Origin of the sequence: Bullifex sp. (genome assembly GCF_034103065.1) — a bacterium.
GTDB lineage: Bacteria > Spirochaetota > Spirochaetia > Sphaerochaetales > Sphaerochaetaceae > Bullifex.
Window position 1 is genome coordinate 1 of the sequence record NZ_JAXEGN010000095.1, and the last position, 16,637, is coordinate 16,637.

14 protein-coding genes are annotated in these 16,637 nt (G+C 32.8%); 4 read left to right on the forward strand and 10 right to left on the reverse strand.

Annotated features, from left to right (window positions below; all coding sequences use genetic code 11):
* Positions 1–191: 191 nt before the first annotated feature.
* Positions 192–440 (reverse strand): hypothetical protein, encoded by a 249-nt coding sequence (locus SOY52_RS03900; RefSeq protein ID WP_320847673.1) that lies wholly within the window; start codon positions 438–440, stop codon positions 192–194.
* A gap of 295 nt (positions 441–735) precedes the next feature.
* On the opposite strand from SOY52_RS03900, the gene SOY52_RS03905 reads away from it, so the two are divergent.
* Both SOY52_RS03905 and SOY52_RS03910 read left to right on the forward strand, forming a co-directional pair.
* Positions 736–3,645, forward strand: a complete 2,910-nt coding sequence (locus tag SOY52_RS03905) for an acyl-CoA dehydratase activase (protein ID WP_320847674.1) — start codon at positions 736–738, stop codon at positions 3,643–3,645.
* Positions 3,642–4,886, forward strand: coding sequence for a 2-hydroxyacyl-CoA dehydratase (locus tag SOY52_RS03910; RefSeq protein ID WP_320847675.1), 1,245 nt, complete (start codon positions 3,642–3,644; stop codon positions 4,884–4,886). The genes SOY52_RS03905 and SOY52_RS03910 overlap by 4 nt, the downstream gene beginning before the upstream one ends.
* 199 nt (positions 4,887–5,085) lie before the next feature.
* On the opposite strand, the gene SOY52_RS03915 is transcribed toward SOY52_RS03910, so the two are convergent.
* The 9 genes from SOY52_RS03915 to ileS all read right to left on the reverse strand — a co-directional run bounded on the left by SOY52_RS03915 (position 5,086) and on the right by ileS (position 14,239).
* On the reverse strand, positions 5,086–6,375 hold the full coding sequence (locus SOY52_RS03915; RefSeq protein ID WP_320847676.1) for a hypothetical protein: 1,290 nt from the start codon (positions 6,373–6,375) through the stop codon (positions 5,086–5,088).
* Position 6,376: 1 nt separating this feature from the next.
* Positions 6,377–6,979, reverse strand: coding sequence for a hypothetical protein (locus SOY52_RS03920; protein WP_320847677.1), 603 nt, complete (start codon positions 6,977–6,979; stop codon positions 6,377–6,379).
* Positions 6,976–7,671, reverse strand: coding sequence for a hypothetical protein (locus SOY52_RS03925; RefSeq protein WP_320847678.1), 696 nt, complete (start codon positions 7,669–7,671; stop codon positions 6,976–6,978). The genes SOY52_RS03920 and SOY52_RS03925 overlap by 4 nt, the downstream gene beginning before the upstream one ends.
* Positions 7,664–8,203 carry a hypothetical protein gene (locus tag SOY52_RS03930; protein ID WP_320847679.1) on the reverse strand — a complete coding sequence of 180 codons (540 nt, stop codon included), beginning with the start codon at positions 8,201–8,203 and terminating at the stop codon, positions 7,664–7,666. Before SOY52_RS03930 ends, SOY52_RS03925 begins: the two co-directional genes overlap by 8 nt.
* Before the next feature lie 3 nt (positions 8,204–8,206).
* Positions 8,207–8,779, reverse strand: a complete 573-nt coding sequence (locus tag SOY52_RS03935; RefSeq protein WP_320847680.1) for a hypothetical protein — start codon at positions 8,777–8,779, stop codon at positions 8,207–8,209.
* Between the two features lie 178 nt (positions 8,780–8,957).
* The gene (gene trpS / locus SOY52_RS03940) at positions 8,958–9,971 is read right to left on the reverse strand and encodes a tryptophan--tRNA ligase (RefSeq protein ID WP_320847681.1); all 1,014 of its coding nucleotides are present in this window, start codon (positions 9,969–9,971) and stop codon (positions 8,958–8,960) included.
* Positions 9,972–9,985: 14 nt separating this feature from the next.
* A complete protein-coding gene (locus SOY52_RS03945; RefSeq protein ID WP_320847682.1) occupies positions 9,986–10,204 on the reverse strand; it encodes an FmdB family zinc ribbon protein in 219 nt (72 codons plus the stop codon).
* A gap of 1 nt (position 10,205) precedes the next feature.
* A complete protein-coding gene (locus SOY52_RS03950; RefSeq protein ID WP_320847683.1) occupies positions 10,206–11,114 on the reverse strand; it encodes a hypothetical protein in 909 nt (302 codons plus the stop codon).
* Entirely contained in the window at positions 11,111–14,239 is a 3,129-nt protein-coding gene (gene ileS / locus SOY52_RS03955) for an isoleucine--tRNA ligase (RefSeq protein ID WP_320847684.1), read from the reverse strand. Before ileS ends, SOY52_RS03950 begins: the two co-directional genes overlap by 4 nt.
* Positions 14,240–14,362: 123 nt before the next feature.
* On the opposite strand from ileS, the gene SOY52_RS03960 reads away from it, so the two are divergent.
* Positions 14,363–15,721 (forward strand): CCA tRNA nucleotidyltransferase, encoded by a 1,359-nt coding sequence (locus tag SOY52_RS03960; protein WP_320847685.1) that lies wholly within the window; start codon positions 14,363–14,365, stop codon positions 15,719–15,721.
* 556 nt (positions 15,722–16,277) lie between these two features.
* A partial coding sequence (locus SOY52_RS03965; protein WP_414429585.1) for a hypothetical protein occupies positions 16,278–16,637 on the forward strand: 360 nt, incomplete at its 3' end.

Genomic DNA, 16,637 nt, shown 5'->3' on the forward strand with positions numbered 1-16,637 from the left:
TCAAAAATGATTACTCTGATTTTCTATGTATTTTTTACTGTTCCAACATAGTAAGAATGATTCCATACTATATGAGTAAGTTCTGTAATGAACAAGATTTATCTTCATAATTTATTATATCACATGCATATATTTTAGCAATTACTATTTTGTGCTTTCATCTCGGTAATTGAATTACCTAGGATTCCCGCTTAATATCCTAAATCTATTACACCACCCACTTCAAAAACAACAAGTCTAGGTCCTTCTGCTTCAATAGCTTCTTTAAAAGATCCTGGACCATCTGAATTTAAATTGGTAACTTTAATAATTCTACCATCTAATCCACCTCGTGTTTGAGTTCCATATCCCTCTAATTGAGTGTTAACCTCTCTAGCTCCTTGAGCAAAAACAACTGAACAAATTAATAATACTATTAAAATTGATAGTACTTGTTTCATAATTCCTCCTTTTTGTTTTATTTTCTAACAAAAATAGAGGAATCAGAAAGAGACAATATTAAATCAAATATGACAGATTTTTAAAATATATCATTTGTTAAATATATAAATTGATGATGATGACAATTTTTTCTTATTCCATTTATTCTTATTACAAATACTACTTTTTGTAACAAAAATTAAAAATTGTTTTATTATTAGCTTCGCAGATTATTATCTAATAAATAATTAACAAAATTAAAATAGTTACTACTATCAATTGACTTTTTTTAAAACAAATATCATTTTTCATTATATGTTGCATTTAGGTATTGATGTAGGTTCGACTACAATAAAAGTAGTTTTACTAGATAATAATTACAATATTCTTTATTCAGATTATCAAAGACACTTTTCTATGATAAGAGAAAAAAGTGCCGAGATGCTATCCCTTCTTAAGCCATATACAACAGATGAAAAGATAACAATTTCAATCTCTGGATCTGCCGGTATGGGGGTTGCGAGTGAATGTAATATTAACTTTGTTCAAGAGGTATACGCTACAAGAGTTGCAGCTAAAAAATATATTCCTGATACTGATACAATTATTGAACTAGGTGGAGAGGATGCAAAAATACTCTTTCTTTCAAACGGCTTAGAGGTAAGAATGAATGGAACCTGTGCTGGAGGCACTGGAGCATTCATCGACCAAATGGCAACATTATTAGGTATTGGACGTGATGAAGTCGATTACTACTCAAAAAAATCTACTCAAGTATACACAATTGCATCTCGCTGTGGTGTATTTGCCAAGTCTGATATACAACCATTAATTAACCAAGGTGCAAAGGTTGAAGATATTGCATCTTCTATTTTACTTGCTGTAGTAAACCAAACAATTGCTGGATTAGCACAAGGTAGAAAGATTGAAGGAAAGGTATTATACCTTGGAGGACCTTTAACATTTTTATCACGCTTAAGATACTTCTTTGATAAAGAGCTAAATCTTACAGGAATTTGCCCTGAAAACTCCCTTTATTACGTTGCATTAGGCTCTGCCCTATCTCCTTCTGATACAATATTAACTCTTGATGAATGTATCAATTTAATAAAAAGCTACAGTGGAAAAGGAAACTATAACCAGCTTCCTCCACTATTTAATAATGACAAAGAGTATCAAGAATTCTCTAACCGCCATAAAATGGCAACTGTTGAATCAATTAATCCTAATAACTATGTTGGAGATGCCTATTTAGGTATTGATTCAGGGTCTACCACAATTAAGATGTGTTTAATAACTATCGATGGTAAATTGTTACTTACACGATATTCACCTAATAATGGAAACCCAATTCAAGCAGTTACATCTTTTCTTAAAACTCTCTACTCTGATTACCCATTTATCCATATTAGAGCTGCAGCCTCAACAGGCTATGGAGAGGATTTACTAAAGACAGCTTTTAAACTCGATTACTCTTTGGTAGAAACTCAAGCACACTTTTTAGGTGCAAAATTCTTCCGTCCTGATGTTGATTTTATTATCGATATCGGTGGACAAGATATTAAGTGCTTCAAGATTAGAGATCAAGCAATTGATGATATCTTCTTAAATGAAGCTTGTTCTTCTGGATGTGGGTCTTTTTTACAAACATTTGCTCAAGCAATGGGTAAAAGTGTATCAGAGTTTGCTTCTCTTGCAATAAAGTCAAAAAACCCAGTAGAGCTCGGTTCAAGATGTACAGTCTTTATGAATTCTTCTGTTAAGCAAGCTCAAAAGGATGGAGCTTTAATTGAAGATATCTCAGCGGGCTTAGCAATAAGTGTTGTAAAAAATGCAATATATAAAGTAATTAGAGCACCTGGAGCCGATGCTCTTGGCAAAAATATCGTTTGCCAAGGTGGAACATTCTTAAATGATGCAGTACTAAGAGCCTTTGAAATAGAAATGAATAGAGAAGTCATTAGACCTAATATTGCAGGTCTAATGGGTGCCTTTGGATGTGCTCTATATGCTCAAAAAAGAGCAATTAAAGATGATAAGAAGGAAAGCACAATACTAAGTAGTGAGGAACTTGATGAATTTACACATAAAGTTTCTAACATCAATTGTAATGGATGTACGAACCACTGCTTATTAACAATTAATAGCTTTAGAGATAGAAAGCTAATTAGTGGAAATAGGTGTGAAAGACCACTTTCCAAGAAAAACAATAATAGCTGTGAAGAGTTAAATTTATATAAATATAAACAGGAATTACTATATTCTTACATTGATAGAGAAAGTAATAATCCTAATGGTAAGACTATTGGACTTCCTCTTGCGCTTGGTCTTTACGAACTTCTTCCATTTTATTATACCCTATTTGAAAACCTTGGCTTTAAGGTAGTAGTAAGTGGAAAATCCTCTAGAAGCGTATATATTAAGGGACAAAATAGTATCCCAAGTGATACCGTATGCTTTCCTGCAAAATTAATGCATGGTCATATTGAGCTTCTAAAAGAAAAAAAAGTCGATATGATTTTCATTCCATGCTCAACTTATAATATCGATGAGAAAAAAGGTACAAATCACTTCAACTGCCCTGTAGTTGCCTATTATGGTGAAGTTATTAGAGCAAACCAAGATGTAAATGATATTAAATTAATTACACCTTATCTTGCTCTAGATAATAAAACACACCTAATTAAACGCATAAGTGAAGTCTTTGGTTTCAAAAAGAATGTAGTAAAAAAAGCTGTAGAAAAAGCGTATTTAGAATTAAATGACTACCATAATAAGGTAAGTCAAAAAGCTGAAGAACTAATTGATACTGCTAGAAAAGAAAATAGAAGGATAATGGTTATTGCTGGAAGGCCATATCATGTTGATGAAGAAACAAACCATGGTATCGATAGACTTCTCACTAGCTTAGGTTGCTGTGTAATTACAGAAGATGTTGTTAGTCCTAAAGTGAATAAGGAAAAGGTTAATGTATTAAATCAATGGACTTATCATGCAAGACTATATGATGCAGCTAGATATATTTCTACCCAACCTGATATGGACTTGATTCAGTTTGTATCATTTGGCTGTGGTCTTGATGCTGTTACTACTGACGAAGTTAGATCTATCTTAAGAGAAAATGATAAGATTTATACTCAAATTAAAATTGATGAAATTACAAATGTTGGGGCTGTAAAAATTAGAATACGATCACTTCTTGCAGCATTGGAGGATAGAAAATGAGTGTTCCATTTACTAAAGAAATGAAAAAGGATTACACAATTTTAATTCCTAACATGTCTCCTATCCACTTTGAGATAATGAAAGCACCATTCGCTCTCAACGGTTATAAATGTATTTTATTAAATAATACCTCACATAACGTTATTGAAGAGGGGTTAAGATATGTGCATAACGATATGTGCTACCCTGCTCTTTTAGTTATTGGTCAGATGATTGATGCAATAAAAAGAGGTATTGCAGACCCCAATAAGTGTGCACTTATTATTACTCAAACAGGAGGTGGCTGTAGAGCAAGTAATTACTACTACCTTTTAGTTAAAGCTCTTGAAAAGGCAGGATATCCTCAAATACCTGTCATTAGCTTAAATTTCCAAGGTATGAATAGTAATCCAGGCTTTAAGATTACCCTTCCGATATTAGCACAAGCTTTCACAGGCTTACTTTATGGCGATATGCTAATGATGTTATCACATCAGGTTAGACCTTATGAGAAAAATAAAGGTGAAACAGATAAACTTGTTAAAGCTTGGCAAGAAAAACTAACCTCTCTATATATGAATAATAGAGGCTACTTTGGCTCTAATTTAAAGAAAAACTTTAACAAAATGAGTGATGACTTCAAAGCAATTGAAGTAAAAGATGAAAAGAAAGTTAAGGTTGGCGTTGTTGGTGAAATATATATGAAATATGCACCACTTGGCAATAATAATCTTGAAGCCTTTTTGGAAGAGGAAGGTTGTGAAGTAATGCTTCCTCCAATGCTTGGATTCTTCTTGTATGGTTTTAGTAATAGTATCAAGGATAATGAATACTATGGTAGAAAGCCTCTTTATGCCTTCTTTATGAAGCATATAGCACTTCCATACCTACAAACCTATGAGAAGGCTATGGCTAATGCATTAGAGAGAAATGGCTTTAAATCTCCTGCCCTGCTAAAAGATTTACAAAAGAATGCAGATGGTATTATTGATACAGGATGTAAGATGGGTGAAGGTTGGTTATTAACAGCTGAAATGGTTGAACTAATTGAGAAAGGATACTCTAATATTGTTTGTACTCAACCATTTGGTTGTCTACCAAACCACATTGTTGCAAAGGGCATGATTAGGCCATTAAAGGAAAAATATCCACTAAGCAATATTGTACCTATCGATTATGATCCTTCTGCAACAAGAGTTAACCAAGAAAACAGAATAAAATTAATGTTAGCAGTGGCAAGAGAAAATCTTAACACCAAATAATTTTTGATTATATAATATTTTGCTTGACTATTGTTATTTTATAAACAAATAATAAATGTGTAGTTTTGTAGACCATTCCGGGTTTGCACCTCCTTAGGCTGGTAGATGAGAGATGCCAGCCTTTATTATCTTAAAAAGATAATGAAACAACAACCCACCAAGACAATTGGTGAGTTTGTTATCAACATATTAGCTTTTATTAGAAATCTGTAACTACATGAAAGTATATATTTGAGCGATACCTACCTGCTGAAAGATCTTCAACATTACCTTTAATCCTTAACAGAATTTCGCCATCATCATGGACTCTAACAAGATCATTACTAGTATTAGAACCTTTTTCTATAGATGTTTCTGCTTGCAATGCTTTTGTTAAAGTACCTCTTATCGTAGAATAGTTATCAGTTCCACCAAACCAACGAATTTCTTTATCCGCGGTTATACTTTTTAATCCAACCTCATAAGTTACTGAGTTATACTTATTTTCAGATGAAACAGGCTGCCCAGAGATTGGACTTACGTATTTTAATAAAAATGGATCTAAACTTTTACTACCATCAGGACTTGAAGAGACAAAGAAATATGCTTTTGCATTCTTATTACCATTTCTCTTACTATTTGTAGTGTAATAATAGTTACCAATTGTTGCGTAATTACTTTCACTATCATTAGATGGCTTAAGTCCTTTTATTTCAAAGCTATTTGCGTTAGCATTTGGAGCTACTGTAATACTAGATGTAAATCCAGAAGTATTAGAACTTCCTAATGGATTATTAATATAGTATCCTTGAAGATTATAAGTATAGTTACCACCACCTCCTACATTTACAGTAAAGGAAGATGTATAAACACTATCTGAGGATATCAAATACCCATAGAATCTATCATCATTATTGGTTATATCACTACCGTTTTGAGTAATTAATCCTGTGTCCTTATTAACAAATGGATCTAATACAAGTATGACATCTAGCCATGCTGATATTATTTTATTGCCATTATAATACTCAGATCCATCTGTTGCAGGTAATGTAACAGATGCAGTAATTTCACCATTTGATGGTGCATTAACTTGTCTACCAAGATGTTGAACAGTAGTTATTGTCCTGTGATTAGAACCTTGTCCTTCAAAGGCTGCTCTAACAACTAAATCTATACCAAAAGGCCTTTTATATCTTGTATCAGTTCCATTTAAAATGTAGTACCAATCTTGTCCTGTAAAGGTAAAGGTTACTGGTGTTTTATCCTTTGAGCCTTCAACACCAATAACACAAATAATTTGGTTATCATGATACATACCGTAATCAGTAGCACCATCATTAGCACTACCGCTTCCCCAGATAGCATTGTCATAATGATGAATATATTTTGTAGTAGATAAATCAACATTAAAGCATGCTGAAAATTGCTCCATAAAGTATTGAGCCTCAGCAAAAATAGGAAGTATTAAGACTAATATTAAAAATAAAATGCAAAATAGTTTTTTCATATTAATCTCCTGATACACTAATTGTTACAGTTCCAGAATAAAGACCATATGGATAGCCTACTTCTTTTGGCCTAATACCATTTACAAAATAAAATCTAACGTCCTGGTTGTATGAAACAACAGGGAAAGGCTCATCTAGAATTGCATTATTAATACTAAATTTATAAGTATTTCCATCACTTAATACTTTAAAATCTGCATGTTCATTTTTTTCAAATGAACCATCTGATTTATATGTTGCATACATTATATGAAACACTAAATAGTAATTAAGTTGAACACTTGAACTTGCTTCATAGGTAAGTGGAGTCGCAGTAATTTCAATTTGAACATTTGAATAATTGGTAGCAACAGACCATGTTGCTATTTTTCTTCCACCACCAACGATATCTGTATAAACAACATTATCTGCTTTGATATCAAAAGGAAATCCATCTTCAGAACCAGATGTTGCTTGGATAGGAAATATATTTATTTGATTATACTTACCTACACCACCCTCAATTGCAAATCCACGAGAAAGTGCAGTTGCATTATTAAATGTTGCAAAAAGATTAGTTGTAATTAGTAGTAATGTAGTTATTATCAATATAATTTTCTTCATGCTTCTACCTCTATATTAATTACAACATTAGAAGTAAACTCTACACCTTCAGGAAGGTTATTATACTCTTCTTCATCAAGAATCATCTTGTAAGTTACATACAACCTTGCTGTATTTGATATTTGATATACAACCCCTTTACCAAAATAGGTGTAGTCAGTATCACCATATACAAATGAATTATTATTAACGTTTCCATTTACTTTATCGCTTTTACCTTGAACATATGTAAAATATGTTGAAAAATTTAATCCATTTACTATTGCTCTCAAAGTATATATGCGTCTTGCATAATATGATGAAAACCAATCATAAGTTGTATAAATATAAGATAAAATTGAACATTCACTTTTATTTACACTAAGATTGACACTTAACTTATCATTTGGAAATCTAGGGTTTTCAAAATCACTTACAGAAACAGATACAGATACATTGTCTCCAATATTTGACTCAACTAATATTTGAAAAGCATCAAATTCTGAATTTAACGTAGGATTTTTTAGCTGTGTAACAAAACTACTAATTGAATTAGCATATGAATTACTAATTAAATCTTTAACAGATATTTTTAATGTACCTTCAGTAGAAAAGTCTTGATTGTTATAAGCTGTAAAATCTAGTCGAGAACTGTCTATAGCAAATAGTGAAAAACTAAGAGCAAATAGTAAAAATAGAATTAGTTTACGCACCGCTTACCTCCACTTTTACAGTTGAAGTATATGTATCTGGTACATAACTAGCAGTCTTTGGAAAAGAATAACTAAAGCCAAAGAAGTAATAGTTTGTATCACCTGTTACTAAGTCAAGCCCATAGTTACCATCCAAATTAATAGTTATAGAATCTTCATTTATATCGATAGACTCATCGGATCTTACTTTTCCTTCATTTTGTACATATATCTTTGCAGGTAATACTTTATTATTACCATTTGTAAATGGAGAAACAGTAACAGCTACTTTATATGGTTTTGATTCATCTCTAACAGCTAAAACAATGTAGTATGCTAATGAAAAAGTATCAGTTGCTCTTAATGATGCTTTTGAAAGTGTAATGATAGAACCTTCTGAAGAAGATTTATCTGCAAATATTACTTTAAAAGGTTCTTTAATATCCTTTTTAATTACATATGAAAAACTACGAGCACCTACATTTGGAGTATTAGCTGCAAATGCTGAAAAAACTGATAATAAAATAAGAATAAATACTAACACTTTCTTCATATATCAACCCGTTGCTGTAATTGTTACATTAATTGAGCCTACATAACGTCCACTTGTAACATTTGTAGTTTCACTTTTTAATGTATAAATCATGATTGGATAAGAATTAACTTGGTACCCTGTTCCAATTTCCCAACTTGACTGAGTATTTTTAAAGCTTGAACTAAATCCTTGATTATAGAAATAAAAAGGTATTATTGAACCATTTTTATTCTGCATACCTTTTATTTTTCCATCTACTCTATTAACTTCAAGATTAATTTCTACTGGTACATTTGTAACAATAGAAAGATAAACAAGGTTATCTGAATTACAAATTAAAATATGTTCATCCTTTGAAGGAAAGTATGATGATGCATTAGTTTGGCTGGATAATAAGTTTTCATAAGTTTCTGGGTGCTTATAGAAGTTAAACTCTGCTTCACTACTTACACTTCGAGATGTAAAACCAACTTTGATTATTTGCTCGATTTTAACATCTTGATCCAAATAGCTTGGGTCTATAGAAAAAATATTACTTTGTAAAAACAAAAGTATAGAAAATAATATTATTAATTTAAGACCCCTATTTTTCATAAGACTAATAATACCTCTTATCACTATCTTATGTCAAATGATAATTGCAATAAAAGGGTATTTTTTGAATTATTACGATAATTCCTTACAATAAATCAAAAACATATGTCATAAAGAAAGTAAAAATTAAGCTCTTCAGATAAAAACCTAAAGAGCTTGACACTAATTACTATTATTTTTACATTGTTACATGCATTTTTTCTTTGATAATTCTAATATTCTCATTACCAATTTCATTTGCTTTCTTTGTGCCTTCTGCAACAATTTCCTTAACAAGAGATGGATTTGCTTCATACTTAGCTCTTCTTTCTCTCATTGGATCAAGTAGTGCATTGAGCTTTTCATTTAGAAGCTTTTTACATGCAACACATCCCATTTGCGCATTCTTACACATAGAACAAACATTTTCTACTTCACCTGCATTAAATGCTTGATGATAGTGATAAACAGCACAAACATCAGGGTTTCCTGGAGTTTTTACACTAATTCTATTGGTATCAGTTTTTGCATTTCTTACCTTATTCCATACCTCTTCTGGTTTATCAGAAAGATATAATGCATTACCAAGGCTTTTACCCATCTTTGCATTTCCATCTAATCCTGCAAGTCTAGGAACAGGAGAAAGCTTGTAATCAGGAACGGTGATACTTGTTCCATAGAGCTCATTAAACTTTCTAACTAGCTTTCTAGAGAACTCTAAGTGAGGAACCTGGTCTTCACCTACTGGTACTAAATCAGCATTACAGAAGGTAATATCTGCAGTTTGAGAAACTGGATATCCTAAAAATCCATAGGTAAGTTTAGAAAAGTCATAGCTGAAATCACCATCATTTTCTCCAAAGCCATAGTTTCTAGACTCACTTTTAATTGTTGGGTTAATTAATAAGTGATTTACAGTTGTGAGCATTGAATAAAAGATTGTTAACTCTGCAATAGAAGGAACCATTGACTGCTGAATAAATGTAACTTTTTCAGGATCAAGACCTGCAGCAATATTATCCATTGCAACATTGTAAATACTTTCATTAATTAACTCAGGCCTTTCGAAGTGAGTTGTAAGAGCCTGTACATCGGCAATTAAGATAAATGTTTCATAATCATTTTGTAGAGCAACTCTTGTTTGAAGAGAACCTACATAGTGACCAATATGGAGTTTTCCTGTTGGTCTATCTCCAGTTAATATTCTTTTCATACTTTATTCCTTTTTTAACCTTTACAGTTACTACAGTTACAAGATCCTGAATGTGGATGATCTGTACAATAGTACCCAGAACCATGGTATACAACTGCAACATCAGAATACACCTTGTTAATAGCTTTCTTTGCACCACAATAAGGACAATCCTCTAATGGTGCATCACTAAAAGATCTTTGCATTTCAAATTCTTTATTACAATTCTTGCATCTATAACTATAGATAGGCATTTTAAATTATACTCCCACTTGCAACTTTAAGTTGCATTTCAAAGGCAGTAAGTTCTGCTTCATTCATAACACGGTCTCTTATTAAAACCTTATCATCTTGAGTATAGTATTGCTGACCTAAAACTTTGAAATCAGGTTTTTCGCCTTGTCTCTTGATTTCAGCAACTACTTGATTACGAAGAAGGGTATTTAATGTCTTAGCTAAACTCGAACTCTTCATAGTGATATCAGCATAAAGATAGAATACACTATCCTTTTCAACTACATAAATAACAGCATCACTCATTTGAACTATTACAGAAAGAGGGATTTCAAATCCAAGTGCAATCATTGTTTGAGGAGAACGAACATAAAGCCCCATAACAGACTCACCTATTAAGGCAGCCTTCTCATCACTTATTTTTATTACCCTATTCTTTATAGTAGTATCATAGAGCTCTTTATAGCTATCATTTGAGAATAGTATTACACCACTTGTTGGAGAACCTAGTTCAATAGAGTTTTCACTATTAGTATAGTACTTTACACCATCTTCCTTGACCTTTGAAAAGTCCTTCGAAAAACCAAGACCAGTGTTAATAATAAACTTACTGTAGTCCCCTTCAATTGCACCTGAAATATTCATTGATGCAATGTCAGCAGGATACGGATCATCCTCTATATATTCATCTTTAGATAGAGAAACAGATATACGAGAACTCTTATCTAAAATTGAAGATAATAGAGAATCGTTGACACCCAGCAGAGTAGGACGTACCTCTCTTGCCTTTTGGGTATCAACAGTAACAATAATTTCAGAATCCTCCCCCATTGCTTGGAAGTAATAACCATCCTTAAACTCATGAGTATGAGTACAAGAAGTTAAAATTAATAATACGATTACACAATAAAGAAGGATTCTTTTTTTCATACTTTCTCTACCAAAATCTTTGCTTTTTCATCACCAACTTCAGCTTCAATGCCATCGTTCTCTTGAATGATGATTTCATCAGCAAGAGTCTCATTTGAGATGTAAGCTTTAAAGTTCTCAAATGCTTTATTTGCTACATCTGATGAGAAGACAGTAAGCTTAATGTGGTCAGAAACTGCAAGATCTATCTCCTTACGTCTAGTTTGAACTGCTCTAACAAGATCTCTTGAAAGACCTTCTTCCAAAAGCTCATTAGTAATTTCGGTATCAAAACCTACTGTGAGAGCACCATCATTTAAGACCTTAACATTTGCTTTTTCACTTCTTTGAACTAAGATATCATCCTTTGTGATAGCAATTTCACCAGCACTGTATGAAATTTTCTCAGCCTTACCATCAAGGATATCAGCAATCTTTGCAGAATCGAAATTCTGAATCATAGCTGCGACTTCCTTCATGTTCTTGCCAAGCTTAGAACCAAGAACCTTGAAGTTTGCCTTACAGGAGTAAGAAACAAGACCTGTTTCATCACTCTGTAAAAGAACCTTCTTAACGTTAAGTTCTTCACGAATGATATCGCTATCTTTCTCTAAAATAGCTCTATCCTCGTCATCTCTATCAACGATAAAGTAAGCAGAAAGAGGCTGTCTTACTTTAAGGTTAGAGTTAGCTCTTAATGATCTACCCATTGCAACAGCCTTCATTACAAGACTCATCTCTTTTTCAAGAGCAATGTCTCTTTCACTATCGTTATAAACAGGGAATGAGCAAAGGTGGATAGACTCTGGCATCTCACTACTTCTTAAATTCTGATAAATCTCTTCGGTTACAAAAGGAATTACAGGACATGATACTTTTATAAATGTCATCAAAACTTTATAGAGAGTATCATATGCACTCTTTTTGTCACTATCACTTTCACTCTTCCAGAATCTTCTTCTAGATCTTCTAATATACCAGTTATTAAGATCGTCAACAAATGCGACAATTGCCTGACAAACTGCCTGAACATCATATGAATCAAAAGCTTTAGTTACTTCATCAACGAGGTGGTTGCTCTCTGAGATAATCCACTTATCGAGAGGGTTAGTAAGCTTATCATATGGTGTCTCTGATGGTTCATAACCATCGATATTAGCATAGGTGACAAAGAATGAATAAGCATTCCAAAGAGGAAGAAGTAATGTCTTAATTACTTCTTTAACACTATCCTCACTGAACTTTAAATCATCTGCTTTTACAACAGTTGAGTTCATTAAAGCAAAGCGGAGAGCATCAGCACCATAACTCTTTACAATCTCCATTGGATCTGTATAGTTATGTAAGCTCTTACTCATCTTCTTACCATCTGCAGTTAAAACAATACCTGAACAGATACAGTTCTTAAATGCAGGCTTATCGAAAATACCAGCAGCAATAACAGTTAATGAATAGAACCAACCTCTAGTCTGGTCGAGACCTTCATTAATGAAGTCAGCTGGGAAGTGTGCTTCAAAGCGTTCCTTATTTTCGAATGGATAGTGCATCTGAGCATATGGCATTGAACCAGACTCAAACCAACAGTCAAGAACATCAGGGATTCTTCTCATTGTACCCTTACCATCTGGGCTTGGCCATGTGATGTTATCAACAAAGTGCTTATGAAGGTCAGTTACCTTTACACCACTCTTTTCTTCAAGTTCTGCACAAGAACCAATTACCTCAATGTAGTCTGAACCATCACACTTCCAAACAGGAATTGGGTTACCCCAGAATCTGTTACGGCTAATAGCCCACTCTCTTGCACCCTCAAGCCACTTACCAAATCTACCATGCTTAATGTGGTCAGGAACCCAAGTAATCTGCTCGTTAGCAGCAAGCATCTTTTCCTTAATCTTTGGTACATCAACAAACCAACAGCTCATAGCTCTGTAAATTAAAGGAGCACCAGTTCTCCAACAGAATGGATATGAGTGAAGGTAATTTTCTCTCTTTACTAGCTTACCATGGTCTTTGAGCCACTGAATGATTGGTTTATCAGCATCCTTAACAAATACACCTTCCCAATCAGGAACTTCAGAAGTGAATTTACACTCCTCATCGATAGGACAAACTGTAGGAATACCTGTACCACGAAGTACCTGATAGTCCTCTTCACCAAAACCAGGAGCTGTATGAACGATACCACAACCATCTTCTGTTGTTACGTGATCACCACAAACTACAACGAAAGCACCTTGTTTTTTTAAGTCTGCGAAGTAAGGGAATAATGGCTCATAGGTCATACCCTTAAGTTCAGAGCCCTTAACCTCTTTTACAATTTTATAGTCCTTCTCATCTTTGTAGTACTTACCAATTAAGTTCTTAGCTAGGTAGTAATAATCATGACTTTCAAGGTCTTCGAGTTTTACATAATCAATATCTGGACCAACACAAAGTGCAAGGTTTGAAGGAAGTGTCCATGGAGTTGTTGTCCAAGCTAGAAAGTATGAATTTTCTTCCCCATCAACTGCGAATCTAATTGTTACAGCTGGGTCTGTTACATCCTTATATCCACCAAGGTTAACTTCCATATTTGAAAGAGGACATGCAAGTGCTGGTGAATATGGAAGGATATTAAAACCTTCATAGATAAGACCTTTATCATAAAGTGTCTTAAATACCCACCAAATAGACTCCATGTAGTCTTTATCCATTGTTCTATAACCGTTTTCAAAATCAACCCAACGGCCCATTCTGTTAACAGCATATTCCCACTCTTTTGTGTATTTTAAAACTGAAGAGCGACACTTTTCATTAAAGCGGTCAACACCATATTCAATAATAGCGTTATGACCAGAAATACCAAGTTCTTTCTGAATTAAACTTTCAACAGGAAGTCCATGACAGTCCCAACCAAATCCTCTAACAACTCTCTTTCCTTTCATTGTCTGGTAACGAGGAATAGCATCTTTAATTGTACCTGGAACGAAGTGACCAAAATGAGGAAGTCCTGTAGCAAAAGGAGGACCATCATAAAAAACATATTCATTATCTGCACTTCTGTTTTCAACCGATTTCTTAAAGATGTCATTTTGCTTCCAAAAGCCGAGAACACCCTCTTCCATTGAAGCAAAATCAACTTTATTATTTACGCTCTTAAACATTATTTAATCTCCTAAAAGACATTACTACTATGTTATTATATACTCATATTTTGTTCAATATGACACATCTATTCTAGTTAAGAGCATTTGCATATTTAGGTAATTTTTACTACACTTTTAGAAATGAAAAAGTACCCATTTTCCCATGACATGCTTACCCTTGGAAGGAAATTTAACCAAGCAGGTTTTTCTCTCTACTTAGTAGGAGGAGCAGTTCGTGACTACCTATTAGGTAAAGAAAATGATGATGCAGATTTCACCACAGATGCAACTCCAGATGAAGTAATTAATCTCTTTCCAAAATCAACAATTCCAACAGGAATAAAACATGGAACTGTTACCGTTGTATTTAATAAACAACCATACGAAATAACTACTTTTAGAACAGAAGGTGCATACACAGATAATAGACATCCTGACTCTGTTTCCTTTGTTCGCTCTCTTGAAGAGGATTTATCAAGAAGAGACTTCACTATTAATGCCTTTGCTACTTCAACAACAGATGGATTTATTATCGATCTTCATAATGGATTTGAAGATTTAAAAAATAAAACCATTAGAGCAATTGGATGTGCTAAAGAACGTTTTAATGAAGATGCTCTTAGAATGTTAAGAGCAATTCGTTTTGCGTCTAAACTAGGTTTTAAAATAGAAGAACAAACATTTAATGCAATAAAAGAAGATGCATATAGGATTACTTTAATTTCTAAAGAGCGAATTAGAGAAGAAGTTTTCAAGCTATTAAATAGTCCATATCCTAGCTACGGCTTAAAACTTCTTAGAGAGTCCAATCTATTGAAATACATTATTCCCGAACTCGATGAAGCTTATGGCTTTGAACAACTTGGAAATCATAAGGAAGATGTATTTAATCATACTCTTTCAGCAATTGAAGTAGCAAATAAGCTCTCCTATCCCTTTATTGTTAAGCTTTCCCTTCTATTTCATGACTTAGGTAAGATTGATGCAAGAAGAGGAAGTAAAGATGATGGTTATACATTTTACAACCACGAATCTATTTCTGCAAAAATAGCAGAGAAAACCTTAAAAGAATTAAAATGCTCAAATGAAGAGATAGCTAAAACAACTAACCTAGTTAAAAATCACATGTTTTCTTATACCCCTGCTTGGTCAGATAGTGCTATTAGACGTTTTATCCTAAGAGTCGGTATTTCTGATATTCCACTTCTATTTGATGTAAGAAGAGCAGATGCTCTATCAATGGATAGTAAAGCAGACTTTACTCTTTTAAATGAATTTGAAGAAAGAATTAAAAAAGAATTAGAAAACCAAAATGTCCTAACTTTAAAGGACTTAAAGATTAATGGAAATGATGTAAAAGCTTTATTTAATGTACAAGGTAAAACTATTGGTAATGTACTTTCATATTTACTTGAAGAAACAATTGAAGATCCATCTTTAAATGAAAAGGAAAAGCTAGTTAATCTTGCAAAAATCTATCTTACTAAAGTAAATAATTAACCTTATTTACATTTTGTATCTTGACTACTTTTCAATAGTTTTACAAATTAAAAGCCAAATACCTCATTCATCACCAAGACTTTTCATATCATCTGCTGAATAGACTTTAAGCAGGACATTTCCATCCCTTATATACTTCGTTCCTCAATTTGGATTCCATTCCTAACATACTTTATTATTTAAATCTTGTAATGATTTATGAAGCAATCCTTAAGTTGATGATATTTCAAATAAGCATTCTTATCATTACAAATTGCAAATATATCAATTTTATTTTCAAGTATTGCTCTTTCTACTGGAGTTATAAAACTCATGTTTTTCCAAAAGTCTTACATACTTTTAAACATATTCTTTATTCCAAAACTTAGGACCTTTATATATCCCTCTTCAAGAGAAATAGATGTTGAAAAAACAAACTGTTTTTCTATCGTAATTAAGTTGAAACTATCAAAATAAAGAAAAACCAACTTTTTTATTATTATTCATAGGAGGTAATAAAAAGTTAAGAGAAGTAAATCTTTGTAGTACTATCTCGAGAAGTATTAATAAGGAATATATGTTTAAATTAAAATCAAAATATACAGATGAAGAAAGAGCGATAGCGAGGTCACTACGACCTATCGATGATACTCTCTTTCGCACTATGGCAAAGGATAATATTCCTTTTGTAGAGCATATTGTTCGAGTAACCTTAAATAGAGATGATATATCCATATTAAAAATTAACACACAAGATGATATACATCTCTTTGAAAAGCCACACTCTGTTATTCTTGACTGTCTTGCTGTTGATAAAGAAGGTACTTACTATGATATAGAGGTACAAGCATCTAAGAAAGGAGATGAAGTAAAAAGAGCAAGATATATATCATCAATGATAGATTCTAGGTATGCATTAGGAAAAGGTATAAGTAGC